This window comes from bacterium, from assembly GCA_028821235.1.
Taxonomy (GTDB): domain Bacteria; phylum Actinomycetota; class Acidimicrobiia; order Spongiisociales; family Spongiisociaceae; genus Spongiisocius.
In genome coordinates, this window is the sequence record JAPPGV010000146.1 from 1 (window position 1) to 23,798 (window position 23,798).

Annotated in this window: 24 protein-coding genes and 1 pseudogene; 7 read left to right on the forward strand and 18 right to left on the reverse strand. The window is 65.5% G+C overall.

What is annotated here, in order from left to right:
- Positions 1 to 63 precede the first annotated feature (63 nt).
- From OXK16_14720 to OXK16_14775, 12 genes are read right to left on the reverse strand one after another with little or no spacing between them, the layout of a single operon-like run.
- Positions 64 to 351 carry a putative quinol monooxygenase gene (locus OXK16_14720; protein MDE0377197.1) on the reverse strand — a complete coding sequence of 96 codons (288 nt, stop codon included), beginning with the start codon at positions 349 to 351 and terminating at the stop codon, positions 64 to 66.
- Between the two features lie 56 nt (positions 352 to 407).
- A complete protein-coding gene (locus tag OXK16_14725; GenBank protein ID MDE0377198.1) occupies positions 408 to 734 on the reverse strand; it encodes a metal-sulfur cluster assembly factor in 327 nt (108 codons plus the stop codon).
- Between the two features lie 4 nt (positions 735 to 738).
- On the reverse strand, positions 739 to 1,152 hold the full coding sequence (locus OXK16_14730) for a hypothetical protein (protein MDE0377199.1): 414 nt from the start codon (positions 1,150 to 1,152) through the stop codon (positions 739 to 741).
- The gene (locus OXK16_14735; protein MDE0377200.1) at positions 1,149 to 2,390 is read right to left on the reverse strand and encodes an FAD-dependent oxidoreductase; all 1,242 of its coding nucleotides are present in this window, start codon (positions 2,388 to 2,390) and stop codon (positions 1,149 to 1,151) included. The genes OXK16_14730 and OXK16_14735 overlap by 4 nt, the downstream gene beginning before the upstream one ends.
- Before the next feature lies 1 nt (position 2,391).
- A complete protein-coding gene (locus OXK16_14740) occupies positions 2,392 to 2,712 on the reverse strand; it encodes a Rieske 2Fe-2S domain-containing protein (GenBank protein ID MDE0377201.1) in 321 nt (106 codons plus the stop codon).
- Between the two features lie 37 nt (positions 2,713 to 2,749).
- Positions 2,750 to 3,778, reverse strand: coding sequence for a toluene hydroxylase (locus OXK16_14745; GenBank protein ID MDE0377202.1), 1,029 nt, complete (start codon positions 3,776 to 3,778; stop codon positions 2,750 to 2,752).
- Positions 3,775 to 4,077: an MmoB/DmpM family protein gene (locus OXK16_14750; GenBank protein MDE0377203.1), complete on the reverse strand. Its 303-nt coding sequence runs from the start codon at positions 4,075 to 4,077 to the stop codon at positions 3,775 to 3,777. The genes OXK16_14745 and OXK16_14750 overlap by 4 nt, the downstream gene beginning before the upstream one ends.
- Before the next feature lie 13 nt (positions 4,078 to 4,090).
- Entirely contained in the window at positions 4,091 to 4,366 is a 276-nt protein-coding gene (locus OXK16_14755) for a toluene-4-monooxygenase system B family protein (GenBank protein ID MDE0377204.1), read from the reverse strand.
- The gene (locus OXK16_14760; protein MDE0377205.1) at positions 4,363 to 5,871 is read right to left on the reverse strand and encodes a toluene monooxygenase; all 1,509 of its coding nucleotides are present in this window, start codon (positions 5,869 to 5,871) and stop codon (positions 4,363 to 4,365) included. Before OXK16_14760 ends, OXK16_14755 begins: the two co-directional genes overlap by 4 nt.
- Before the next feature lie 13 nt (positions 5,872 to 5,884).
- On the reverse strand, positions 5,885 to 6,349 hold the full coding sequence (locus tag OXK16_14765; protein MDE0377206.1) for a nuclear transport factor 2 family protein: 465 nt from the start codon (positions 6,347 to 6,349) through the stop codon (positions 5,885 to 5,887).
- A 10-nt stretch (positions 6,350 to 6,359) separates the two neighbouring features.
- Positions 6,360 to 6,779 (reverse strand): ester cyclase, encoded by a 420-nt coding sequence (locus tag OXK16_14770; GenBank protein MDE0377207.1) that lies wholly within the window; start codon positions 6,777 to 6,779, stop codon positions 6,360 to 6,362.
- Between the two features lie 16 nt (positions 6,780 to 6,795).
- On the reverse strand, positions 6,796 to 7,815 hold the full coding sequence (locus OXK16_14775; protein MDE0377208.1) for a type 1 glutamine amidotransferase domain-containing protein: 1,020 nt from the start codon (positions 7,813 to 7,815) through the stop codon (positions 6,796 to 6,798).
- A gap of 478 nt (positions 7,816 to 8,293) precedes the next feature.
- On the opposite strand from OXK16_14775, the gene OXK16_14780 reads away from it, so the two are divergent.
- The 3 genes from OXK16_14780 (at position 8,294) to OXK16_14790 (ending at position 11,152) form a co-directional block, all read left to right on the forward strand.
- Positions 8,294 to 9,037, forward strand: a complete 744-nt coding sequence (locus OXK16_14780) for a hypothetical protein (GenBank protein ID MDE0377209.1) — start codon at positions 8,294 to 8,296, stop codon at positions 9,035 to 9,037.
- Entirely contained in the window at positions 9,034 to 10,509 is a 1,476-nt protein-coding gene (locus OXK16_14785; protein MDE0377210.1) for an MFS transporter, read from the forward strand. The genes OXK16_14780 and OXK16_14785 overlap by 4 nt, the downstream gene beginning before the upstream one ends.
- Before the next feature lie 262 nt (positions 10,510 to 10,771).
- Positions 10,772 to 11,152 (forward strand): hypothetical protein, encoded by a 381-nt coding sequence (locus tag OXK16_14790; GenBank protein ID MDE0377211.1) that lies wholly within the window; start codon positions 10,772 to 10,774, stop codon positions 11,150 to 11,152.
- 61 nt (positions 11,153 to 11,213) lie between these two features.
- On the opposite strand, the gene OXK16_14795 is transcribed toward OXK16_14790, so the two are convergent.
- Positions 11,214 to 13,313, reverse strand: a complete 2,100-nt coding sequence (locus tag OXK16_14795) for an FAD-dependent oxidoreductase (protein MDE0377212.1) — start codon at positions 13,311 to 13,313, stop codon at positions 11,214 to 11,216.
- Between the two features lie 47 nt (positions 13,314 to 13,360).
- Between OXK16_14795 and OXK16_14800 the strand changes: the two are divergent.
- Positions 13,361 to 14,767: pseudogene (locus OXK16_14800) on the forward strand (FAD-binding protein).
- Between the two features lie 7 nt (positions 14,768 to 14,774).
- Here the strand turns inward: OXK16_14800 and OXK16_14805 are convergent.
- Both OXK16_14805 and OXK16_14810 read right to left on the reverse strand, forming a co-directional pair.
- Entirely contained in the window at positions 14,775 to 16,043 is a 1,269-nt protein-coding gene (locus OXK16_14805; protein ID MDE0377213.1) for an ATP-binding protein, read from the reverse strand.
- Positions 16,044 to 16,194: 151 nt separating this feature from the next.
- Positions 16,195 to 17,106 (reverse strand): DUF4437 domain-containing protein, encoded by a 912-nt coding sequence (locus OXK16_14810; protein ID MDE0377214.1) that lies wholly within the window; start codon positions 17,104 to 17,106, stop codon positions 16,195 to 16,197.
- Between the two features lie 97 nt (positions 17,107 to 17,203).
- On the opposite strand from OXK16_14810, the gene OXK16_14815 reads away from it, so the two are divergent.
- Complete coding sequence (locus OXK16_14815; GenBank protein MDE0377215.1) at positions 17,204 to 17,566, forward strand: hypothetical protein; 363 nt, start codon at positions 17,204 to 17,206, stop codon at positions 17,564 to 17,566.
- A gap of 24 nt (positions 17,567 to 17,590) precedes the next feature.
- Here the strand turns inward: OXK16_14815 and OXK16_14820 are convergent, their stop codons facing one another.
- From OXK16_14820 to OXK16_14830, 3 genes are all read right to left on the reverse strand, one after another.
- Positions 17,591 to 19,123 (reverse strand): FAD-binding oxidoreductase, encoded by a 1,533-nt coding sequence (locus OXK16_14820; protein ID MDE0377216.1) that lies wholly within the window; start codon positions 19,121 to 19,123, stop codon positions 17,591 to 17,593.
- A 58-nt stretch (positions 19,124 to 19,181) separates the two neighbouring features.
- Complete coding sequence (locus OXK16_14825) at positions 19,182 to 20,108, reverse strand: LLM class flavin-dependent oxidoreductase (protein ID MDE0377217.1); 927 nt, start codon at positions 20,106 to 20,108, stop codon at positions 19,182 to 19,184.
- A 271-nt stretch (positions 20,109 to 20,379) separates the two neighbouring features.
- On the reverse strand, positions 20,380 to 21,717 hold the full coding sequence (locus tag OXK16_14830) for a Fic family protein (GenBank protein MDE0377218.1): 1,338 nt from the start codon (positions 21,715 to 21,717) through the stop codon (positions 20,380 to 20,382).
- Positions 21,718 to 21,972: 255 nt separating this feature from the next.
- On the opposite strand from OXK16_14830, the gene OXK16_14835 reads away from it, so the two are divergent.
- The gene (locus OXK16_14835) at positions 21,973 to 22,785 is read left to right on the forward strand and encodes an amidohydrolase family protein (protein MDE0377219.1); all 813 of its coding nucleotides are present in this window, start codon (positions 21,973 to 21,975) and stop codon (positions 22,783 to 22,785) included.
- Positions 22,786 to 22,787: 2 nt separating this feature from the next.
- The gene (locus tag OXK16_14840; GenBank protein ID MDE0377220.1) at positions 22,788 to 23,567 is read left to right on the forward strand and encodes an SDR family oxidoreductase; all 780 of its coding nucleotides are present in this window, start codon (positions 22,788 to 22,790) and stop codon (positions 23,565 to 23,567) included.
- Positions 23,568 to 23,798: the final 231 nt, after the last annotated feature.

The following is a 23,798-nucleotide window of genomic DNA, read 5'->3' on the forward strand; positions in this document are numbered from 1 at the left end:
CACTACCCCCATGAAGAATTGGGGCTAGCCACTAGCCACTAGCCACTAGCCACAACCCACCAATCACGAACACTTCTCGAGGAACTCGACCTCGCGGTTCTCCAGCAGGGGGCGGAGTTCCTTGACGGCCACTTCGTTGAAGTGGTCGGATGCGATGTGGGCATCGACGGCGGCGCGGTCGGCGTACAACTCGACGAGGACGAACAGGCGAGGATTGTCGATACCCCGGTAGACGTCGAAGGCGATGCATCCCGGTTCGGTGAGCACCATCGGCACGTAGTCGCGCAGGCCTTCGGCCACCTTCTCCTCGTTGCCCTCAGCCGCTACCCACCGGGCCAGGATGGTCACCATGGTCTAGTCCTTTCGGTCATTTGTTCTTGCTTGATCTGACGGGACGGGGCCGCGGGTCACATCGATGCGAACCCGATCGACCTGAGTTGCTTCCGTCCTTCTTCCGAAACCTGGTCGGGACACCAAGGCGGGTCAAACACCCAGCTGACATCGAAGTCCTCGAGCACGCCCCGGCCGACCAGTTCGATCCTCATCTGGTCTTCGATGACCGTTGTAAGCGGGCAGAACGGGTTGGTCAGCGTCACGTCCAGTGAAGCCTGCTGACCGTCGACCTCGACCTTGCGCACGAAACCGAGATCGACGATGTTGACGCCGAGGTCGGGGTCGATGACCTTGCGCAGCGATTCGATGATCTGGGTCTCGATGCCGGTTGGGGCGTCCATCAGGTCACCTTCCTTCCTTCGGTCTAGGGTCTGCGGCGGCTTCTCCGGCGGTCTGGTTCCGCCAGTCGACCACCCGGAGTTGAATCTCCACCCGGGTGGTCCGGGTTGTTATCCAGTCGGCCACACCGTGAGCCATCCGGCGCAGTCGGGTCACTACGTCGCCGTCGCCGACGGTCCAAGATCCGACCACCGTCTCGTCGCTGCGGATACCGAACCGGGCCGCCTCGGCGATGGCGTGCTCGACGACGCGCGCGAGGGGCGCCGACACCGTTCCTGCCCTGAGTTTCAGGGCATGATGAGCCTGGTCGGTGCGCAAGCCTTCCAGCCGGGCCAGGATGCGCCTGGCCTCGGTCTGGTCGATGCGCACGTTGGTGTGGCAGACAGTGACGGTCGGCTCCGGAAGCCGGGCTCCGGTCATCGCCTCCTCCTCGGCCTGCCTATCCGGCGTAGGTCGGTGGACAGGTCCTCGATCTGGGCGGCCGTGACCGCCGTGCCCGCCCTCATGAGCTTGCGGGCGGCGAACACGTCGCGGGGTCGTCCGATGGTCAGCACTGCTTCGATCTTATCCCCGTCCGCCCCGCCGGATAGCTGGAAGGCCGAAAAGGACCTCTCCGCGACCGAACCCCGGATGACATGGTGTGCATAGGGGTCGAAGTGTCCGAGCGACTGGACCGTGAGGTCGTACTGGTCCGACCAGAACCAGTGCGGGGTGTCGTCTGTCGCAGACTCCCCAAGGATGTTGCGGGCCACCACCGCGCCTTGCCTCATGGCGTTGTCATGGTGCTCGACACGCAGGTGTCCCCCGGCGTGCTGCTCCGTGGCGGCCACGTCTCCGGCCGCGTACACCCCTGGAACCCGCGTCCGGCAGCGCCGGTCGACGAGGATCCCCCCGTCAACCTCGATCGGGGTGCCGTGGACGGGTTCGGTGTTGGGGACCATCCCCGCTGCCACCAGCATCCACTCGCACTCGAGTTTGCCCCGGTCGGTCGTGACAGCCAGGCCGCCCGGGGTCTTCACGACGCTTTTGACCCGCTCTCCGAGACGCAGGGTGCAGCCCGCATCCCTGTGGATCTCGGTCATGACTCGGCCGTACCGGTCTCCCAGCGGAGCACGAAGGCACTGATCCTCCATCTCGATGATGGTGACCTCCACCCCCAGCCAGCGGGCGGTCGCCGCCACCTCGCAACCGATGAAACCGCCACCGAGCACCACGGCCTGGTCGCCGTCACGGATCCGACTGGCCAGTTCCTCCGAGTCGTCCCGGGTGCGCAGGTGCAGGATCCGCTCGCCTTCGAAGCCGGGCAGCCGGCGGGCCCGGCCGCCGGTGGCGATCAGGAGATGGTCGTAAGGGATCGTTCCGGCCCGGTCCGTCTCGATGGCGGAAGCGTCTACGTCGACCGACGTCGCCCTGGTGCCGAGGACCAGTTCTACATCGTTGTCCCGGTACCAGCCCTCCTCGCGGATAGTGGTGTCGTCCGATGCCATCGACCCGGCAAGCACCTCCTTCGACAGCGGGGGACGCTCGTAGGGCGGTACGTCCTCGTCGGACACCAGGATCACGCGCCCGTCGAACCCCAGATGTCTCAGGTTTGACGCAGCCGCGGCCGAGGCCGTGCCGCCGCCCAGGAGCATGACGGTCTCGGAGAGACCTGCCATGTCAGCCGGGCGGCGCTACACAGATGACGCCTCCCTCCACCTTGCAGGGGATGGAGAAGAGGGCCGAGTCAGCGGGGTTGATTCCCTCGCCGGTGAGGGCGTCGAACTCCCACAGGTGGTTGATGCACGTCAGGACGTTGCCGTCCAGGTCTCCGTCGTGGAGGGGCCATGCCTGGTGGGGACAGCGGTCCCGGTAGGCGCGTACCTCCCCGTCGACGTTGACAAGCACGACCTTCGTGCCCCCTGCCTCGACCCCTTCGATATCGCCTTCCCATAGGTCATCGAGGTCCATGACCTCGAGCCACCGGGGTGCGTCGCTCATGAGGGGCTCCTCAGTGGAGTTGCGGACAGATCACTCGCTATCCGGCGGGTTGCAGGGAGACGAGGCCGGCATCGGCGAGCAACTGGTCCCGCGCCGCCCGGGCCTCCGCGGCCACCGTCTCGGCGCTGATGTCGCCGGCCGGGGCCTCGGCGAGAATCCCGCCCAGTGCCAGCGCAGCCGCATCGGCGCGGGGGGCCCACTTGGCGATCCAGCGCTCGAACGCGGCGCCGTTCTCCTCGCGCTGCTCCACGGCCAGCTTCGCAACCGCAGCCGACCATCTGCCCCTGCGAGCCGAGTCGGCGGCCAGGTTCTGGCACAGGAGCCAGGTCAGTTCGTCACCGTTGGCTCGAGCCGCCTCGCCGAGTGCCCGGTTGAGGATGTCGTCGAGGGTCGGACCGATCACGAGGTTGGCGGCGGTGATAGCCTCGCCGAAGTCGTAGGCGATCAGCGCCTGCTCGAGGAGCCGGCGTGCCGGCTGCCATCCCTCGTGACCTTCCCAGACTGCCCTCTCGCCGGTGGCGAAACCGGCGTCCGGGTAGGCGATCTGCAGTTCCCGGGTCCGGATCGACACCACCGTGACCCGCCGGAGCTGGTCGGCGGCCGAGAAGCACGCCGCATTGGTGATGTACGCCGTGGGCGACATGTGCGCCACGTAGGACTGGAGCATCTGCAGGGCGTGCGCCGGGTAGCGGATCGGGGTGTAGAGCGTCCGCAGGATCTCCACCCATCCGGGGGAGAGGGACTTGTCGTGATCGACCTCCGCGAAGCTGTCCATCAGCCCCTCGACCTTCGTCTCCCCCGCTGACTGCTTGGCCACGTAGGCCCGGTACGTCAACCGGTCCGGATCCCTGAAGACCTCCCAGTCGTCGATCTGCAGCAGCGACTTGTCACGATAGGCCAGGAACCAGAGGTTGCCCGGCGATGACGGGTTCTGCTCGAGCGGCGCCAGCCGATCCCTGCGCGCCGTGTAGTTGGCGGCGTGGGTACCGATCTCGTACTCGGTGGGCCGGCGGCGGATCTCGCCGAACTCGCTCCAAGTGCGTAGCTTCCGCTTCTTGGCGCTCATGTCACGTCCTCCTCGGTCGCGCCGCCCAGCGACCAACTCGTCTGGTCGCTGCGGGACGTGTTGATCCGTCCCGCGTTGGCGGTCAACAGGGTCTCCAACGATCGGATCTCGTAGTCCGGTCCCAGATACCGCCTGAGTGATTCGGCCGTTACTTTGAGGAACGAGGAGGCCTGGATGCGCACGTAGGCGCCCCGGTCTATGACCTCGATCTCGCGGCCGGGGTTGTCGTCCTCGATGGCGTTGACGATCTGGTCGATCGAGTCGCTCATACGGAGGATCGGTCCTACCGGATTGTGCATTCTCGACCTCCCCTCAGTCGTCGTAGTCGACGCGAATATGGTCGAGAGGGCCTATGCCGGCCTCGGCCACCGTCATGTCGTCGGGCAGTACCCGGTTGTTGTGATACACCCGCTTGTGAGCGTCGCGGGGTCGCACCCTCACGCCCTCGGCGTGATGGGCGACCGCGCCGGCAACCTCGGCCATGGTGTTGTTGGACATCACCGGGATCAACAACTCGACGAAGTCGTCGGCGAAGATCGCATTCAGCGGGACGAGTTGGGGCTCGGGAGCGCCGCCGTTGTCGCTCACGAACCCACCCCCGCTCCGGACGGCACCGTCGCCGCGTAGGACTCGACCCAGTCGTAGCCACCCGCGTCGTCACCCATGACGTCGGGGGTGAGACCCATGTAACCAAGGATCCCGGGCACGTCCATCGGCTGGATCTCGCCGGCCAGGAAGCGCTCGACCACTGTCTTGTTGTTGAGGGCGTCGCGGTCCTCCCACCAGATCTGGCGGCAGGTCCTGGTGCAGAAGTGGTACCTGACCCCGTTGTGCACCAGCGAGTGATTGCGCACCCGCCATTTGCCGTCATACCCGTACGTGGCGTTGCAGGTCGGGAGGTGGCAGTAGTTGCACAGCCACGGCAGCGTCTCGGGAAGGGCCCGGTTCATGTTGCCGGCCGCGATGTTCTCGGCCATCACCCGCCACTTGTCGCCGTAGAGCAGATCCCAGTTGGGGTACTTCTCCATCAGCCACTCGCGGGACTCGGCGTCCACTCCCACCGGTTTCCACCACAGGGTCGGGCGCCAAAACCACTCGCCCATCTGGAGGGAGTGGTGCCACACGTCGAGGCCCGCGATGAACTCGTCCCAGTACCAGGGCCGCTTGAGTCCGTAGTCCTGGATGGTGCGGACGAACTGGTCGATGATCCACTCCTCCATGAACTCCCGGTAGCTCTGCTTGCGGTGCTCGACGGGGGTGTTGTAGTCCATCGAGGGTCCGGTCAGGGCGGAGAAGGCCCGGGCCGAGAGCCAGAAGAACTTGTCCACCGTCCACTGCGCCCGGACCGGGTCGTGCTCGACCAGCACCTCCAACGTGGGTCCGCCCTGCTGGGAGTGGCGGGCCTCGTCGGTCTGGATGGAGGAGATCAGGTTGGCGAAGGCCACGTCGCCCGCTTCGAGGGCGTCGGCGGCCAGGGCTACGAACTGGATGTTGGTGAAGCCGGTCTCGAAGGCGAACGGCAACTGGATGGCGATGTCCACCACGCTGCCGCCGATCATCATGTTGTCGATGAGCGCCCGCAGCGCGATGCTCACCCAGTCGTTGGTGTGGAGGGCCTTGTGGGCCCAGTCGAACTGCGGATCGCGCTCCACCAGTTCGTGCGCGAAGTTGAGGCTGAGCTGGCCATGGCGGATCTCGTCGAGGGTGCCCATGACCGCCATGTTCCGCCAGGCGGGGCTCAGGCCGAAGCGGGCCATGCGGCTCTCGCCGTAGACAGCCGCATACTCGACGAGGGCAATCCCTCCGAGGTGCATCTTGACCGACGACCTCCACGCTTCGTCCAACTGTTCGTACTGGTTCGACCGGTTCAGGGCGGCCTTCACCGCGTATGCCGACGTTTCCTTCTCGTCCTGGGTACGGACGTACTCGGGATAGGCGACCTTGTAGCTCTCCTCCCACTTCGACCAAGCCTCACGGGGTACCTTGCCCGATCCGCTCAGCCAGTCCGGGTAGACCGCCTCGTCGTCCACGTAGCCGAGGGTCCAGTCGACATCCCGGACGATCCCCTGCCACTCCTCACGTCTAAGAGTCATGGTTCCTCCTTCCTCAGTCGACTTCCATGTGTCCGAGCTGGCGGTAGATCGAGGCGCTGTCCCAGTAGGCGGTCAGGCTCTCGATCTTCCCGTCGTCGTTGACATCGAAGATGAACGCGTGGGGTTCCCAGTACTTCATGCCCTTGGGGGTGATCGGTCCCCAGCCCTTCGCCTGGCAGCCGCCGATGCTTACCACCGCCGCCACCTTTCCGTCCTCGGATGCGGTGATGGAGTGGACCTCGTTGGACAGGTCGGGGAAGGAGTTGATGAGACCTTCCCACATGGGCCGTCCCAGGGTGGCTACCTTCCCGTCGCCCCGGATGACCCGCTGCTTGGTCCAAATCTCGAACGGGACGTACGAGAAGTCGGCGTTGTCGGTGCAGAGGTCCACCATAGCCAGCGTGTCATGCTGCCGATAGGCGTCGAAGAAGGCCTCCACCGTGGCGGTGGGGTCGGCCTTCGTAGCAGTTGTCGTCACGAGTTCCCTCCTAAACGATCGATACCGCGTCGAGGCGCTTGACCGCCAGCCTGCGGTAGAGGACGTTCTGATCCCAGAAGCCCCGGATGGAAGTTACCTGGCCATCGGATGTGCCCAGCAGCCATACCTGGTCGAGATCGATGTGCTTCTCCTGGTTGACCACGCCCAGGTATTCCGCCGCCTGGGTGCCCTCCATCTTCAACTCGGTGACCGCAGTGCCGTCGGTCCCCATGAAGTGGTTCTTGGTGGTCAGCAGCAGATCCGGGAAGGCCGTGACCGTGGCGGAGAAGAAACCCCTGGCCTCGTCCTTGCCCCCCTTGACGTTGGCCGCAAGCAGGTCGATGGTGGCGTCGTCGGACACCAGGTCCATCGCTCCGTCCACGTCGGCGGCGCGGATCGCGTCCCAGAAGGCGGCGGCAGTGTCGGACATCGGCATCATCTCCCGGTCACAGTACGTCGAGGCTCTTCAGGACCGCGTCCGCAACCGCGTCGGCGGAGCCCGGGTTCTGGGCGGTGATCAGGTTGCGGTCCACCACGACATGGGATGCCCAGGCGTTGCGCCCGTCGTCGAACACCGCTCCGGCGTTGCGGAGGGAGCTCTCGAGGTACCAGGACAGACCCTGCTGGCCGGGCCGGGTCTGGTCCTCCTCCTCGTCGGTGAAGGATGTGACCCGGTAGCCGTCGAACAGCCACTGGCCGTCCATGTTGGCGGGAGCGGAGAGCAGGAAGGCGGGACCGTGGCACACCGAGGCGATGGCGGCCTGCTTCTCGTGCAGTATTCCGATCACGCGGGTCACGTCCTGATTGTCGGCCATGTCCACCATGGGGCCGTGGCCGCCGGGGACGAACACCGCATCGAACTCGGCGATCTCGTCGTCCGTCATGGTCGACAGGTTGGCCGGGGAGACGAAGTCGGGGAGCGAGTCGAGGGCATCCTTGACGCGCTGCGACTCGGCGCCGCTATCTGCGATCACTTCCGAAAGGGCCGCCTCGAGGTCGGTCCGCGTGACCGATCCGGGCAGGTCCTGGGTCTCGAGTTCGTCCAGGAACTGGGTGTCGCTGCGCCAAGAGGTGGAGGCAGCGCTCGAAATGAGCTTGCGGGCCTCGATCGGGCTGAGCCCGGCTTCCTTGAGCCGGTTGAACACTCGTAGCGCAGAGATCATGCCCAGCTCCGTCAGATGGCGGAGGGTCAGGCGGATGTCGTCCACGTCATGGGCGAAGGTCCGGGTGATGCTGTTGAGGAAATCCTCGTCGTCGTCCGGATAGTGGAAGATCTCCTCGAGGCCGTAAGGGTCGGCGTAAGGCGAGCGGCCATCCGGTGTGGCGACCACCACATCCACCCCCGCCTCGATAAAGCGTTCATAGGGTGTAAGCGCCTCATCGGCGAAGTAACCGGTCTCGTAGTCGGATCCGTCCGCGAGTTGCATCTCTCTCGCGCTCGAAACCAGGAACAACAATCGTGGCATTGCAAGCCCTCCTTCTCCTGCAGGGCCGCCCGGTTCGTCCTGGTCGGGGCATCCTGCGGAAGTCAGCCCACGCCCGATCGGGCGACCGGACCGGCACGGTCGAGGCTATCAGAACTCCGCTCTTGCTGTCAGATTTTGACCCGGGCGGCGGCGGCGTTCCGCCTGCGGTTGAGCGGCACTGCCGCAAGCGGGGCAGAGGTCTGAGCGCGCAGTCCCGCCCTGGCGAGACCGGGCAGCAGGCCACGGGCGATCGCGTTGCGGCGCTTCCATATTGGACCGTTGCGTCCGACACATCAGGATCACCTGACAGGGGCGCCACCGATCTGTAATCTGTGCTCGTCACCAGGTCCGCCTTCGGCGCCTGGTAGACGGGCTCGGGGTTGTACGGCCGCCGCGTGCGCTTGATCAAGATGCGGGAAGTTTCCGTGCCCGTGGGATTGCCGCCTCCCGCCGGACGCCGAGTCAAGGAGGGTAGGAGATGAACCTGTCCAGGACGCTTCATAGGGGGCTGCCGAGCATCGTTCTGATGGTGGTTGTCCTGTTCTCGGTCAATGCCTGCGGCGGGGCGTCTGAGCCGGATCCCGCCCCGGGCGTCGATCTGGACGACCTGCTCTCCAGGGCGGGAGAGAACATGGCCGCCATGTCCACGTTGAAGTTCAACATGGTCGACGTGGAGGAGTCGGGAGCCAAGTTCTTCGGTACGACCTTCAAGAGCATGGAGGCTGAGGTCAAGGCACCCGACAGCTTCAAGATGGTGGTGGACGTGGAGGCGCCGGGGTTCGGTTTCGTGGAGATCGAGATGCTGGCGGTCGGCGAGCAGGCTTTCCTGAAGTTCTCCAAAGACTCTCCATGGAACCCCCTCCCCCTGGAGGAGGTTCCCTTCAATTTCGCAGGTTTGGGCCTGACCCTGCGGGATCTGCTCACCACCATCAAGGACGGGGCCGTCGTCACGGGCCGGGAGTCCCTGGGGGACTTCCAGACGGTCGTGATCGAGGCAGAACTCGCGTCTGACGAGTTGCTTTCCCTCATCAACACCGCGGACCCCGGTCATGACGTGGACCTGACCCTGTGGATCGACGAAGCCGAGTCCAACCTGCGCCGGCTTAGGATTGCGGGCCGGATCTACGACGACGACGCCCCGGAGACCGTCCGTCTTCTGAACATCGTGGGCATAAACGCTCCGGTGGAAATCCAGATCCCGGATGTCGGATCCGGGTCGTGACCGGCCTCAGGAACCGAGTCTCCTCGCTGGGGTCTTCCGAATCGGTTGTACTGTGCATCCTCTGCCTGGGGGTGTTCTCGACCGCCCTGGACCAGACCGTGGTGGTCGCCGCGCTGCCCGGTGTGATGCTGGACCTGGAAATCCCGCTGACGGAGCTGGACAGGGCGTCCTGGATCGTGACCGCGTACCTGGTCGCCTACACGGTGGCGATGCCTCTGGGCGGGCGCCTGTCCGACGTCCACGGCCGGGTCAGGATGTTCCAGGCGGCCTTGGTGGTGTTCTCGGTCGGGTCGGCCTTCGTGGCGCTGGCGCCGAACTTCGGATGGATCGTCTCCGCCCGGGTGGTCCAGGCCATCGGGGGCGGCGCCACCGTTCCCATTGGCCTGGCCATGGCGGTGGCGGCCGTGTCAGCCCGGAGAAGGGGGATCGCCATCGGTCTGGTGGCTGCTGCGGCCGAGGCCGGGTCCGTACTGGGCCCGCTGTACGGGGGCGCCATCATCGAGTTGCTCGGCTGGCGGTGGATCTTCTGGCTGGACATACCACAGAGCTTCATTCTCATAGCACTCCTGGCCCTCCTGCCGGACCGCGCCAACCCGGAGGCCAAGATGGACTACCTGGGGGCGATAGTGATGGGAGGGGCCCTGATCTTCCTGACCGCCGGGCTGTCGCAGAGAAGCCTCTTCTCGGCGACCTCCGTCTACCCGTACCTGCTGGTTGCGACCGGAGCGCTGCTGGTCGGCGTGCTGGTCCGGCTCGAGCGGCGGACCACGCAGCCTCTGCTGGCCCCATTCCTGTACAGGTCGAGGGCGTTCCTGTCCTCCAACGGCACCCAGGTCCTGGTCGGAGTGGCCTTGATCATTGCTCTGGTATCGGTTCCCCTCATGGCAGGCACCGTCCAGGAGAAGTCGGCCCTGGACAGCGTGCTGCAACTGCTGCGCCTGACCGCCGCCATTCCGGTGGGGGCGGTGGTGGGAGGTTACGTCCTTCGCTGGGCCGGTGTGAGGTCGGTGTGCATCACGGGCCTGGTGCTGATGGGAACGGGCCTCGTGTTCATGAGCACCTGGGAGACGCAGGTGGCGGAGCCGAGGCTGACCCTGCCCTTGATATCGGCGGGTCTGGGGTTCGGGCTGGTCATACCCCCTATCGGCGTGAGTGCTCTGAGCGCGTCGCCCAGCAGTTACTGGGGCGCGGCGGCGTCGTTGGTCACGGCGGCGCGCATGGTGGGGATGGCGTTGGGCCTCGCCGCCCTGTCGGCCTGGGGTATCGAGCGCTTCTACAGCCTCACCGCCGACGTGGGCCTCGGGCCGTCGTTCGAAGAGACCGAGGCCGTGTTGATCGGAGCCGGCGTCACCGTATTCCAGAACCTCTTCATGATCACGGGTCTGCTTTCCCTACTGGCCATAGTTCCTGCCCTGCTGATGAGAGAGGAGGAGATGGAAGAAGGTAGCTACATCGACGAGGTGGGCAGGTGACCCGGGAGCTACGCGCCTGAACGGGAGTCCGGGACAGGCCGGTCCCGGGGGAATATGTATTTGTTTCGACCCGCAGCAGAACGGTCGGTCGGCCCCACCTTGCATCCGTCATCTCGACACCCGAAACCGAGCACTCCCACCCCCACGGATCCACTACCGGACTCAACACGAACAGCCGGTGTAGGTGTTGAAACCCCCATCCCCCGTTAGTACGCTGAGGGCCGAAGTCACCGCACGAAAACCGACGAACGGAGCCATTGTTATGAGACGGCTGAACGTGGCGTTACTGGCTGTTCTACTACTCGTGGCTTGCGGCGGACAGTCCGAGGAGGAGGCTCAGGCGGAGGCTATAGCCTCGAGGACGCCCCAAGGCACCGAGGAAGCTCGGGCGGCGTTCGACAACTTCATGGATCAGCCGTTCATCACCGACGAGCAAGTCGAGCAAAGCAGAGACATGGTTTGGCGCGCCTGCGCCGCCCTGCAGGAGGGTGCGACGTGGCAGGAGGTCGAGGATCAGGAACTGGCTGCCATCGAAGCGCAGGGCAGAGCCTTGAGCCCCATAGAGATAAGCGGGATGCGCACCGCCGCCGGTCTCGGCCTAGCCGCCTATTGCCCCCAGCATGAGGACGCGGTTAGCGGTTAGTAATAGTATATATTACTTCGTTTGCTGATCGACAGGGGTTATTCCTCCACCAGCCACCAGTTCAATCTCTCCAGGCCTCAAGTTCTCCTGCGCCTATGTGGCGGTCTTGGAGCGGTCCGAGTTCGCGGCCGGCTACGAAGCCTTCGTAGATGGCGTGGTCGAGGGAGCGGGGCGCCACGCAGTCCCCGATCCTGCGCAGGCGCGCCATCCGTCCTTTGAGTTCCTTGTAGAGGCTGTCGTCGGCGACTCGACCTGTGACGAGCACCACGGTATCGACGTCTCGAATGACCCGACGCTTCCCGGAGTACACGTTGTACATCGACACCGAGTCCGGGGTGATCTCCGAGGCCCATGAGTTGAGGTGGTAGCCGAGGCCCTTCGAGAACAGCCGCTGGTAGACGAACGTGCGGTCGAGGGTGGTGACGGTAGCCGGGAAGAGGTCGGCGTTCGGGCTGATCAACTCGACCTTGCCGCCCCGATCAAGCAGTACCTCGGTCGTGCCGGCCGCGTAGCGGGACCCGTCGCCGTCCAGGACCACGACCCGGTCCCCGGCCGGTTGTCCCTCGCCGAGTATTTCCCATGGCGTGACGACATGTGGGAGTTCAACCCCGGGGAGTCGGCGTCTCAGAGGGGCTGCGTGGGAATACCCGTCCCGTCCGGGCAGCGCTCCGGTAGCGATGACCACGCCGTGGGGGTCGTGCTGATCCACCGTCCCGATGGTTGCTCTGACACCGAGCCGGATCTCGACCCCGAGCCGATCGAGCTGACTCCGCAGGTCGGTGACGAGCAACCCGAACGTGTCCCGGCCCGGGGTCCGCATCGCCAGGTTCGCCTGGCCTCCCAACCGGTCCGCGGCCTCGACGAGCGTCACCTCGTGACCGGATCGCGCCAAGCCTTCGGCGGCCTTCATTCCCGCCGGGCCACCTCCTACGACCAGCCAGCGGCGCCCGGTGCCGGTGGTCGCGACCTTGGGGCTCCCGAAACGGCCTTCCCGGCCGGTGGCCGGGTTGACGGTGCATCCGACCGCGAGGCCGCGGAAGACGCGGGAGATACATCCCTGGTTGGCCCGTATGCAGTGGTACACCTCGTCCTCCCGCCCTTCCCGGACCTTGTCGGGGAACTCCGGGTCGGCGATCATGGTCCGGGTCATCGCCACCATGTCGGCCTGGCCGCTCCTTACGATCTCGTCAGCTTCGGCCGGATCGTTGAGGCCTCCGATCACGAAGGTGACCAGCCCGGGAACGGCGGCCTTGACCTCGGCGGCCATCCCCACCATGTGACCGCTCGGTACGTCGGAAGGAGCGATCTCGAGACCCTTGTTGAACCCCGCGGCCGACAGGCTCACGTAGTTCACCTGCCCGCTGTCCGCCATTGCGTCAACCACAACGATCGTGTCGGCGAGGTCGTGCGCCCCGTCGAGGAAGTCGGTCATACCGAGCCGCACCCCGACGACGAAGTCGTTACCCACCGCCGCCCGCACCGAATCGACGATCCTCATCGGAAGGCGGATGCGGTTCTCGATGGGACCTCCGTAGCCGTCCGTCCTCCGGTTGAACATGGAGGAGAGGAACTGGTGGATCAGGTAGCTGTGGGCGAAGTGGAGTTCCACCCCCTGGTACCCGCCTTCCCGGATGATCTCGGCGGAGAGTCGGTACGACTCGATCAACTCCTCGACGTCTTCGGGTTCCATCTCCTTAGCGATCTCGGACGGATGGGGAGACGGTATGGGTGACGGGCTCCACAGGACGCGGGGGTCGTCGTTGGCGTCACTGGGCATCATCATGCCCACATGCGCGAGCTGTCCGTATATGACGGCGCCGTGTTCCCTCACGGCCGAGGTGAGCCGGCGATCGTAGGGGATCCCTTCGCGCAGGTAGGCGAGAGTCGCGCCCCGCTGCGCCCCGGTGGGATGGACCGGGCGGCTTCCGGTGATCATCAGGCCGATCCCGCCCGCCGCTCTGGCCACCTTGTAGTCGTAGTCGCGCCGGGAGACGAGGTTCCGGACCGAATATGCTTTGCCGTGCGCGGTCTGCATGAGGCGGTTGCGAACCGTCGTGTTGCCAATCTCGAGAGGGCTGAAAAGATGCGGGTATTTGGACATGAACCCTCCCGTCAGGTGGCTGCCGCGCGTGCCTGCCCGGAAGCCTACCGAGACCTCCACGCGGTCTCCCGGCCGAGGTGAGCACGGTGCGCCGGATTGCTTGCGATGTCCTCGTGGCGGGTTCCGGCATCGGCGGGATGAGCGCCGCGGTCACGGCTGCCCGGGCCGGCGCGGATGTGGTGGTCGTGGAGAAGGACCGTCGCATCGGAGGCAACGCGAAGTGGGCCGGCGGCTTCGACATCGAGTCGGACAGCTACGAGGGTATGCGCGCCGGCAACCCGGAGGGTGACCCCGACCTGCAACAGGCACTCGTCGACGACTTCCCGGTAGCGCTCGACTGGCTCCGCTCGCTGGGAGTGGAGTTGGTTCCCGATCCCGATGCACCGGGCCGCTACAACTACTTCCCCCATCAGGGGCTGGGCGGCATCCGGCTGTTCTCGGTTCTGCGCCGGCATCTCGAGGAGCACGACGGCCGCCTCCTCCTCGGGACGGGCCTCAGGAGCCTGAGAACGGACGACCGCGGCGCGGTGGTCGGAGCGGTCTGCATGAGCGATGGCACTCCGGTGGAGGCGGAGGCACCGGCGACGGTACTGGCAACCGGCAGCTTCAGCCGGAATGTCGACCTGAAGGTCCGGTACTTCGGGGTCTACGGCGACCGCGGCAGTTACTACGGCTCCCGGCATCACGACGGGGATGGCATCCTGGCGGCGCTGGACGTGGGAGCGTCGGTCAGCAGCGGCATCTCGGTCAGCACCGGTGGTTGCGTGTTCGCCCCGCCCTTTGAGCCGCCGGACGACCGGCACGAGTTCCTCGGTGGTGGGAGCGGTCTGACGCCGGAGGAACGCCGGATGCCGGAGCCGGTGCCGTCGGGCGTCCAGAGGCTGAGCCTGCGCCCTCCCATCTGGGGTGACGAGCCGTCGATCCTGGTGAACCTCGAGGGTGATCGCTTCGTCGACGAGTCCTCCCGTTACACGGTTATCGGGTGGGCCACCGGCCGCCAGCGGGAGGGAGTGGGCTTCTGCATCTTCGACCGGCAGGTCTACGAGGACTTCGCCGAGACCATCGAGGTCGCTCGTGGCTTCGGCGCCCGGATACTGAGTGCCGAGACCGTAGAGGATCTGGCCCTCGGGCTCGCCCGATGGCGCAGGACCCCCTCCTATAACGAGGGCGTGAACCCCCGACGCCTGCTGCGCACGCTGGCCGAGTACAACGCCGCCGCCCGAGGGCGCAAGCTCGAGGATCTGTGGCCGCCGCGCAGGGAGGGCGGCCGCGCCATCGACCGCGCACCCTTCTACGCGGCCGCGGTGGTCCAAGGGGTGGTGGACCCGGCGGGCGGCTTGCGGATCGACGCCGGCGCCCGCGTGCTCGACCGCGGTGGCCGGCCGATCAGAGGACTCTTCGCGGCGGGCGCCGACGCCGGCAGGGCCTACACGCGCGAGCATGGCGGTCTTGCATTCGGTCTGATCTTCGGTCGTCGCGCCGGAGCCAACGCCGTAGGAGTTGGTGGTTGCTAGTTGTTCGTTAGGGATTCCGGGTGGCCGGAGTTCCGGGAAGCACCACTGTCATGGTCGTGTACTCACCGGGTTCGGACATCGCGGTGATCCTGCCGCCGTGCTCCCGGACGACTTCATGGGAAAGGGTCATCCCCAGCCCGGTGTGGCGGTTGCCCGCCTTGGTAGTGAAGAACGGGTTGAAGATTCTTGACATGACGTCCGGGCTCATGCCCACCCCGTTGTCCCGGATCCTGATCGCGACGCCCTCAGGAGTTCGCACGGTCTCCAGCCTCAATTCCGGTTGGTAGCCGTCTTCGGAGACATCGGCCCGCTCCACCATGGCGTGGCAGGCGTTGGTCACCAGGTTGGTGAACAAGCGCGCAAGGTCCTCCTCCACCGCATGGACATCTCCCAGATCCGGTTCGATGTCGTACCGAATCTTGGCGCTGAAACCCGGAAGCTGGGCCTGGACCGCCTGATGGGCGAGTCGGGCTTGGTCTTCCAGCAGCCCGTTCAGGTCGACAGGACCGAAGGTGCCGGTGCTCCTCCTCCCCATGGCCAGCATGTCCGCGATGATCCGATCCGCCCTGTCCGTGTGGTTGACGATCCGTTGCATGTTCTCGCCGATGTCTCTGGTCAGTTCGTCTATCTCCTCGGGGTCTTCCGGTCCCGGTCCTCTAGCCATCTCCCGGATCTCGCCGATCATGACCTGCGAGGAGCCGGCGAAGTTCCGGATGAACTGCAGCGGGTTGCGGATCTCGTGGGCGACGCCGGCGGACAGCTCTCCCAGCTCGGCCAGTTTCTGCTGGCTGATGATCCTGTCCTGGGCGCTCCTCAACTCCTCGAGGGTGCGTTGCAGCTCGGCGTTCTTCTCCCGGAGTTCGTCCGATAGCTCCTGCACGAGGTCCAGCTGCATCGCCCGGATGGAACTCTGCCGCAGTGTCTCGAGGGCCTCACACGCCTTCGAAACCTCGTCGTGGCCCCATGGTTCGATGCGGAACTCGAAGTCGCCCATTCCCAGCCGGCGGATCCACTCCTCGACCGCCACCGTCCGGTTCCCCTTGAAAATGAGGAAGGCGGTACTGGCCAGCGTCAGCGCGAGAATCGTTCCGGCCAGCACGCGCAGTGTGGTGTTCCCGTGGAGTGCAGCCTGGATGTTGGCGGCTATCAGAAGGCCTATGACGACGAGGACCACCAGCAGGTACTGCACGGAGGAGCGTCTGATCGAGAACTTGGCGAGGCCGAAAGGATCGTTGGTCCCGTGCAGCTGGTCGAAGGACGGGGTCTGTCCGGTCATCTAGTTGCTCTCTCGGTCGGTCCCGGCCGATTGTGCCACCCTCCCTTGACAGCCAGAGGTTCTGCCACTTTCGGATGGTGGAGCAGGCAGTCCCTCAACGAGAGAGGCGGCCCGCCGTGCGAGCCGCCTCGTGTTGCTGGATGGATGCGGGTCAGCGTCCGTAGCCGTCCCACGGGCCGATGCTGCGGGAACGGGTGGGAATGCCTGCGATCTCGGGCGCCTGGTCCGGGTCGTCCGGATCGTAGTTGTCGGCGATTCCCTTGACGATGACTTCCGGCTCGAGCGTCACCCAGTTGATCAGGTCGCCGTCTAGGCGGAAGATCCAGGTGGTTCCCTCCTCGTTGTCGGCGAGGAACGAACCGTGTTTCACCTTGGCCGGACGCCAGAAGTAGACGCCGGGGGAGATCGGGCCGTAGTTGTAGGTCATGCTGCCCGAGAGGCAGTACGCCTCCTCGAACACGGGATGGTGGATCAGCCGCTCGTCGCCCCATCCCGGGGGTGCGTGGCATACGAAGGTGCGGAAGCCCTTGGTCTGGTAGTTGGGGTCCCAGTCGAAGAAGAGATCCTTCTTCGAGAGGAACTGCTGGGTGAGCCCCCGCTCCGGCTTGTTCTGGATGAAGTCCATCTTCTCGCTGTGCACGATGGTCAGTTCGCCGGGCACGGTGGAGACGGTGTTCCCGCCCTTGGAGACGAAGTCGCTCTGGTCGCGGTCGGAGATCGAGAAGCCCCAGTCCCCGTACTCGCGGAAGATGAGGACCTCCGTACCCGACTCGACCCGCATGTGCGGCACCCTGAGTCCGGCCGGGGCTCTCCAGTACCCGCCCGGTCCGAAATCGGTATCGCCCAGGTGGACCCGGCCTTCCAGCACGAACCACTCGGTGTCGGCGCTGTGATAACCGCCCGGGCGTCCCCAGTCGGTCTCGAAGAACACCTTGAAGGATCCGGCCCCGTTCTCCTCGTCGTACGACAGGTTCTGCTGGCGTGCCCGGCCCTCACCGCGCGGTAGTTCGGGTGCGTGCCAGATCAGATCCTGCTCATGAACCATCTCGACGTGGGAGCGCATGCTTCTCTCCTTCTCGCGTCTGTCCGGTCGAGTTTCGAGCGCGAAGGGACGGGTGTCAAGCTGGTTCCGGAGAGCCGGTCCGCTACCCTGCGCAGCCATGATGGGAGAGGACCGCGAAGTGGGGATCACCGAGCTGAGCGCGCAGATCGAGGCCTTTCTCGACTCGGCGCCGGACAGGGCCGATGTCCGAGCGTTCCTTCGGACGGTCGAACGCATATCCGATGTGGCGGTCCCGGTGTACGACGGGCCTGTCGAACTGCTCGTGGCTCCGTCGGCGATCATCGGGAACGACGGGTCGCCCATCGTGACCAGCGAGGCCACACGGGGTCAGCTGATCGATGCCGCGGCGGGTTTCCGGACCAACGCGCAGAAGCTGGTCGCCGAAGCGGGCCGGGCGATGGCAACCGCGATCACGCTGGAACAACTCGCCGACGGCCTCGCACCCGGCCGGAGGAGGTAGCGGTACGGCAGGTTTCGGGGCCGGTCAGGTTCCGAGGACGCCCGGGTTCATGATCCCGTTCGGGTCCAGTTGCCGCTTCAGAGTCCGGACGTAGCCCGAGTAGGTCTCGGAAACGTGGCCGGCGAAGTCGTAGTACCGGCCGATCTGGAAGCTGACACAGCCGTGGTCCTGGTAGAGGTCGGCGACCTCGCTCCGGAACTCGGCGGCCACCCGCCGTGCCTCGTCGAACCGTCCCCTGCGGCGGGTCACGCCCTTCACGAGCGCCTTCACGGCCATCCGGGTCGGCACCTTGCCGAGCATCTTGACGTTGCGGGGGTCGAGGACGTACGCCCGGCGCAGAGGGTCCAACTCGTCAGGCCACACGATGTTGGTCTCGAGCAGCATCTGGCCCTTGACCGCGCACATCAGGTGGTAGCTGTAGACGTGTTCCCGCTCGAAGGCGTCGGCGTACCCCTCGGCCAGCTTGTCGACCTTCTCCATCAGTTCTTCGGCGGCGGCGAACGGCACGATTCCATGGACCGGCGCCCATACCTCTCCGTTGACCGTCACCAGGGAAGCGGTGATGCCGCCCACGAAGCCCATGAACGGTTCGTCCCGCCACTTGCCGGCCAACTCACCGGCCAGTTCCCGGCCTCCATGGTCCCCGACGATGGAGCGGATGGCACCCGCATTGGCGGATATCACCTCGGCGCTCGGACCCTCGGTCGATGCGTGGAGAACTTCGGTGGCGCCGGCGAGGAATCCGTATCCCGCCTTGATGAGCCCGTCGAGCCGCTTGCTCGACAGGTAGAACACCTCCGACGCCAGGCGCGACCGGGCTATCGCGGCCATGGCGGCGAGGAGTGCCGAGACGGTGGGGAAGTCGAAACTCATGGACTCGTGCCCGTGGGGTTGCTCCATCAGCTCGAAGCTGGCCTCGGTCTTGATCCCGAAGGCCCCGGAATCTCCCACGAACATCCCGGTCAGGTCCGGTCCGTAGTAGCGGAAGTGGTTCCACCCGTCCAGATGAGCGCCCGAGCCGGTCCTGATCACCTCCCCGGTGGGCGTGACCACTTCGAGGCCGAGGAGGGTGTCCCCGACTGTTCCGAACTTGGCAGACCCGTACCAGACGACGTTGTTGGAGATGCATCCCCCCAGGGTCGATCCCTCGCCCGAGAGAGGTCCCCAGAAGACCATCCGGAGGCCTCTCTCCAGGAGGGTGGTGTTGAGGTCCTTCCAGGTGCAGCCTGTCTGGGCGGTGATCGACATGGCGTCGAGGTCGATCTCCTGGACAGCGTTCATACGGGATGTGTCGAGCAGGATCCCGCCCTGTTCGGTGGGCGTGTAGCCGAGCGTGTAGGACAGCCCTCCGCCTCGCGGATAGATCGGCGCTGCGTGCTCGTTGGCGAGACGGACGACGGTAGCCACCTCCCCGGTTGTGGCGGGCTGCACGACGAAGTCGGCCGGGGCCACCTCCATCTGGCTCAGGTCGGTTCCGTAGTAGGCGAGGTCCCTCCGTGCGGTCGAGACGTGGGGTCCCCCGACGGCATCTCTCAGGTCTCGTTTCAACTCGTCCACGGCGCCACCTCCGACCGCAGGTTCCGATCATTCCAGACTACCGGCGAACCGCGGCGGATCATCCTCCGAGTATCTCGAAGGACTCCTCCATGAGCGACTCGTCCCATGATCCGATCGACTGGACATAGAAGCGCGTTACCCCGGCCGCGGCCAACCGTGCCATCTGGTCCGCAATCTGTTCAGGGGTGCCGTGAGGCAGAAGGCACTCCGAGAAGCTCGCCTCCAGGTCGTCGGGGTCCATCCTCCGGTAGGCGGCGCCTTCCTCGAGGCGCCGCCGGTAGGTCGCCTGGTCTGGCGCGACGATGACCGGCCCCATGGCGCTGACCCGGAGGGCTCCGGGTGGCCGTCCCGCTGCGGAGGCGGCTTCCCGTGCTCGCTCGATCCGGGCCTCGAGATCGTCGATCGGGGCGAGCAGGGCCAGGTTGTACTCGTCCGCGTAGGTTCCCGCCAGGCGCGGCGATCGGTGGGGACCGAACCCTCCTACCATGAGGGGCAGATCCCCGGTGGGAGGCGGCTCGACCGGCTTGGCGTCCAGGTAGTAGTGCCTCCCGGAGAATCCGGGCGGGGCCTTGCCGAACGCGGCTCTCAGGTAGCCCAGCGCCTCCTCCAGCCTCTCCCATCGTTCGGGCCACGGCGGGTAGGGAATTCCGAACCGGCGGTGCTCCTCCTCCAGCCATCCGGTCCCGAGCCCTAGGACGAAGCGGCCGCCGGACATGTGGTCGATGGTCGCCGACTGCTTGGCGAGCACGGCAGGGTGGCGGAATGTGATGGGGCTGACGAGGACCACCAACTCGATCCTCACGGTCTCACGAGCCAACCCGGCGAGGACGGCCAGCGTGTCGTACAGACCGGCGTTCTGGCCGGAGAGCGTGTGCACCAGGTAGTGGTCAGCACGGGCGAACGCCACCAGACCCTGCCGCTCCGCCCATCTGGCCGCGGTGACTGCCAGGTTGTAGTCACCACCTACCTGTATTCCGAATTCCATCCGTCCCTCCGACTATCGGCCCTGGACACCTGAGCCGTGGCTGGTGGCTGGTGGAGGGCGAGTTATGGGCACTTGGTTCCGATGCTACGGCGAATGGAGCTGCTTGGTCTCTGGGGGCGTCACAAGATCGGGTTCGCCTCATATGGACGCGTGGTGAGCCGGGCTTTCCGCAGTTAGAGAAGGCCGGTGGTTGAGGCGCATCCAAGTACTAAATCTGTATCAACTAGTAGATTTTGTATAGTTGGACCGTTGGTCGCCCGGCTCGAGTTGCCTAGGTGTCGTGTCCGAGCAGATCCACGAGCCTTTCAGAGGGGTAGAACCGGAACTGGCGACCCACCGTGTGGCGCTCCAGGAACTCGCGGGACTCGAGGTCGAGCAGGTCTACTCGAGCGGTCTGATAGGTGACTCGTTGGCTGGCACGGTGGCTCTCGAACGTGTAGGCGGCGTCTGGATGGCGGACAGCATGGCTCAGCAGAGCTAGTTGGCGATGGTTGAGCCCGGGGACTCTCCGCAGAACGTGCTCAACCGACCGGAGTTCGGCTGTCTTGCGTTCAAGATATACGAACAGGTGGTCGATCGCCTTGGAAAGCACATCGAGTTGATGCAGCAGGAAGTAGGTGAAGTCTGCATCGTCGGTCTCGACGTGCGTGAACGCTCGGCCGTACTTGGTCGGCGACTTCTGCAGGAGGGGAGAGATGGAGATGAACTCGGCCAGCCAGTAGCCCTGGCGCAGTAGTGACCGGTAGAACAGGGCTCGGGCGGTGCGGCCGTTCCCGTCAGCGAATGGGTGAACGTACGCCAGGTAGAAGTGGAGGGCGATAGCCCGGATTACCGGGTGTATGAACGGCTGGTCGCCCGCCGCGTTGGCCCATTCGGTCAGTCCGCCAATCCGAGCATCGAGTTCCTCCGCGGGTGGCGGACGATGGAAAACGATATCTGGATCGTGGGGGTCGCCAACATCGACCCTGACCTCACCAGGTTGCTGGAACCGACCTGCATGGTCGGGGTTCTCGAGGGTTCCCTCGGTTACCGTTCGGTGCAGATCTTTCACCATCTCGACAGACAGCGGGAGGGCTAGATCCTGGGTGATCTGCTGCATGGTCAGGTAGTTGTTGACGACCATGCGCTCGGCCGGGGTACGCGGTCTCCTGCCGGATCGGAGAAGGGCTTTCGCTTCGCGTCTCGTGGTGGCTGCCCCTTCTAGCAGGCTGGACGCGATTGCCTCCTCCATTAGGGAAGTTACGAGGTATCGATCCCGGGTGGCAGAGTTGGTGATCGCCTCGGGCGCTTCCACCAAGCCCGTGGCGAAGCCATCGATGCGATGGACCATCTCTAGTGCCTCGTCGGTCAGGACATAGCTGAAACTCCGGCCGTTCGTATCCTCGAACGGCAGTTGCTTCCGCCCGAACTCCCGCGCGAGCTTGAGGGTGAGCCACCACTCACGAACGGATAGCCCGTGGGGGGGTGCCCGGTGCCGTAGATCGTCCCAATGAAGATACTTCCCGCCGACGGTCGGTTTGCCGAAGGATTGGAAGACCGCCGCAGTGCGCTCCAGGTCGAGTTCGCTGACCAGGGTGGTGATCGAGGGAACGCGCCGAGGAACTCTCACTTGCTCGTCCTTTCTCGGTAATCACAGGATCATCAGTACTATGTTGCCCTGAGTCACTACTAAATCTGTATTGATTAGTATATATTCGATAGTTGGCGCCGGCGATCCCGCTTCCGGGAGTCTCGATGCGGCTGCCTCGGTTCTTGCCTCCTACACTCGCCGAGGGTGTCGCGCAACGGCCCGGACTGGAGGGGCAACTTGTCGCACAGCGGAGAGCAGTCTGCATCGGCGTCCCCGCCTGTTATCGATACCTCTGTGAACTTCCGGCCCTCAACTCGGCTGGGTCGGTACGACTACTTCGGGATGGACAGTTCGGTCGGCGGGGGAAGCGCCGACTTCTTCCTCGAGATGATGGAGGAGGGCGGGGTCGACATGGCCGGCATCATCGCCAACCGGGTGGCGGACGGTGTCGGAGGCGAGGAGCTGGGCAACCCCGTCGATCTTGTCGCGCCGTTGCTCGAGTCCCACCCGGACCGCTTCTTCGGCTGGGTGGGCATCAATCCGCTCCTGGGCATGGAGACCATCCGTTACATCCGCTACGGCATCGAGACCCTGGGCTTTACGGGTGTCCATGTCTACCCGCACTGGTTCGGTCTCGACATCAACCACCGCCGCTACTACCCGATCTACGCGGTCTGTGCCGAACTCGGAGTCCCGATCGCCATGCAGATCGGTAGCCAGTCGATGCGTTCCCGGGCCAAGCTGGTGGCCCTCCCGACGATGGTCGACGACGTGGCCTTCGACTTCCCCGAACTGACCTTCGTGGCCATCCACAACGGCTGGCCCTACGAGCGCGAGACGGTGATGCTCGCCAAGAACTTCGACAATGTGTTCATCCTGGCGGACGGGCACCCACCCCGCACCTGGCCGCCGGACATACTCGACTACATCACCAACGCTCAGTGGTGGAACCGCGACGGGTCGGAGAAGGTGATGTGGGGTACCGACTGGCCGGTGCAGACGATGAAGGAGTCGCTCGACGAGGTGCGGGCCCTCGGCCTGTCCGATGAGGTGTACGCCAAGCTCGTCGGCCGCAATGCGGCCAGGATTCTCAAGCCGGGGTCGTAGAGGTGGATCTGGGGCTGGACGGCCGGGTGGTGGCGGTGGCGGGAGCCGGGGTGGGTATCGGTCGGGCGGTCGCGCTCGAGATCGCCGGGGAAGGTGGCGCCCTCGCCGTCGGCGCACGCGACCCCGATGCCGTGGCCCGCACTGCCGAGCGGGCTCGCGCCATCGGAGCGACCGCGGTCGGCGTGGTCGGCGATCTGGCCACCACGCTAGGGGTGGCGGAACTAATCGGGATGGCCGTGGCGACGCACGGGAGACTCGACGGTCTCGTCTGCTGTGTCGGATCTACCCCGCTGGGTGATCTCTCCGCGCTGACAGACCGCGAGTGGATGCTGGCCTTCGAGATGAAGGTGCTGGCAACGATCAGGGCCGTCAGGACGGCTCGCCCTTACCTCGCCGAGACCGGGGCCGGACGGGTGGTGGTGGTGACCGGCAACGCCTCCCGCACCCGCTTCCCGTACCTTCTGACCTCCACGGTCATGAACGCCGGGCTGGAGAGCCTCGTGTCATCACTCGCCGTGCAGCTCGCTTCCGACGGTATCGCCATCAACGCCGTATCACCCGGCCCCGTCAACACCAGGCGATACGACGGTCTCCAGGCAGCTGTGGCGACTCACGAGGGACTGGACTCTTCTTCGGCCGGCCGGCACATCGAGAAGTCCATACCGGCCGGCCGCATCACCGAACCTGACGAGGTGGCCCGCCTGGTCGCGTACCTGGTATCCCCTGCCGCGGGGCCGATAACCGGGACCACCTACGTGATCGACGGAGGTCAGGGGGCCTAAAGCTCAGCGGGGTTCGGCATTCGAGAACGAGACCATTTCCGCCCGCACGCGTGGATGTCACCCACGCGTGACACCGGACACCCGACACCTGGGTATCCGTCCTCCCGGGGATGTCACGGGAGCCGGGACAGGATGATGGACACCGCCACGGCCAACCCCCCCACGAAGATGCCCGCAAGACCTAATGGGGGTCCACCACTTCTTCTGGTGTTTCTGGGAGGGTGTGGTGGT

Excerpts from the sequence above, each read along its gene's own strand:
- OXK16_14825 (MDE0377217.1), bottom strand. The coding sequence starts at position 20,108 with ATGGAATTCGGAATACAGGTAGGTGGTGACTACAACCTGGCAGTCACC.
- OXK16_14780 (MDE0377209.1), top strand. The coding sequence starts at position 8,294 with ATGAACCTGTCCAGGACGCTTCATAGGGGGCTGCCGAGCATCGTTCTG.
- OXK16_14775 (MDE0377208.1), bottom strand. The coding sequence starts at position 7,815 with ATGCCACGATTGTTGTTCCTGGTTTCGAGCGCGAGAGAGATGCAACTC.
- OXK16_14740 (MDE0377201.1), bottom strand. The coding sequence starts at position 2,712 with ATGAGCGACGCACCCCGGTGGCTCGAGGTCATGGACCTCGATGACCTA.
- OXK16_14760 (MDE0377205.1), bottom strand. The coding sequence starts at position 5,871 with ATGACTCTTAGACGTGAGGAGTGGCAGGGGATCGTCCGGGATGTCGAC.
- OXK16_14815 (MDE0377215.1), top strand. The coding sequence starts at position 17,204 with ATGATGGGAGAGGACCGCGAAGTGGGGATCACCGAGCTGAGCGCGCAG.
- OXK16_14735 (MDE0377200.1), bottom strand. The coding sequence starts at position 2,390 with ATGGCAGGTCTCTCCGAGACCGTCATGCTCCTGGGCGGCGGCACGGCC.
- OXK16_14750 (MDE0377203.1), bottom strand. The coding sequence starts at position 4,077 with ATGCACAATCCGGTAGGACCGATCCTCCGTATGAGCGACTCGATCGAC.
- OXK16_14810 (MDE0377214.1), bottom strand. The coding sequence starts at position 17,106 with ATGCGCTCCCACGTCGAGATGGTTCATGAGCAGGATCTGATCTGGCAC.
- OXK16_14730 (MDE0377199.1), bottom strand. The coding sequence starts at position 1,152 with ATGACCGGAGCCCGGCTTCCGGAGCCGACCGTCACTGTCTGCCACACC.
- OXK16_14770 (MDE0377207.1), bottom strand. The coding sequence starts at position 6,779 with ATGTCCGACACTGCCGCCGCCTTCTGGGACGCGATCCGCGCCGCCGAC.
- OXK16_14805 (MDE0377213.1), bottom strand. The coding sequence starts at position 16,043 with ATGACCGGACAGACCCCGTCCTTCGACCAGCTGCACGGGACCAACGAT.
- OXK16_14790 (MDE0377211.1), top strand. The coding sequence starts at position 10,772 with ATGAGACGGCTGAACGTGGCGTTACTGGCTGTTCTACTACTCGTGGCT.
- OXK16_14745 (MDE0377202.1), bottom strand. The coding sequence starts at position 3,778 with ATGAGCGCCAAGAAGCGGAAGCTACGCACTTGGAGCGAGTTCGGCGAG.
- OXK16_14725 (MDE0377198.1), bottom strand. The coding sequence starts at position 734 with ATGGACGCCCCAACCGGCATCGAGACCCAGATCATCGAATCGCTGCGC.
- OXK16_14720 (MDE0377197.1), bottom strand. The coding sequence starts at position 351 with ATGGTGACCATCCTGGCCCGGTGGGTAGCGGCTGAGGGCAACGAGGAG.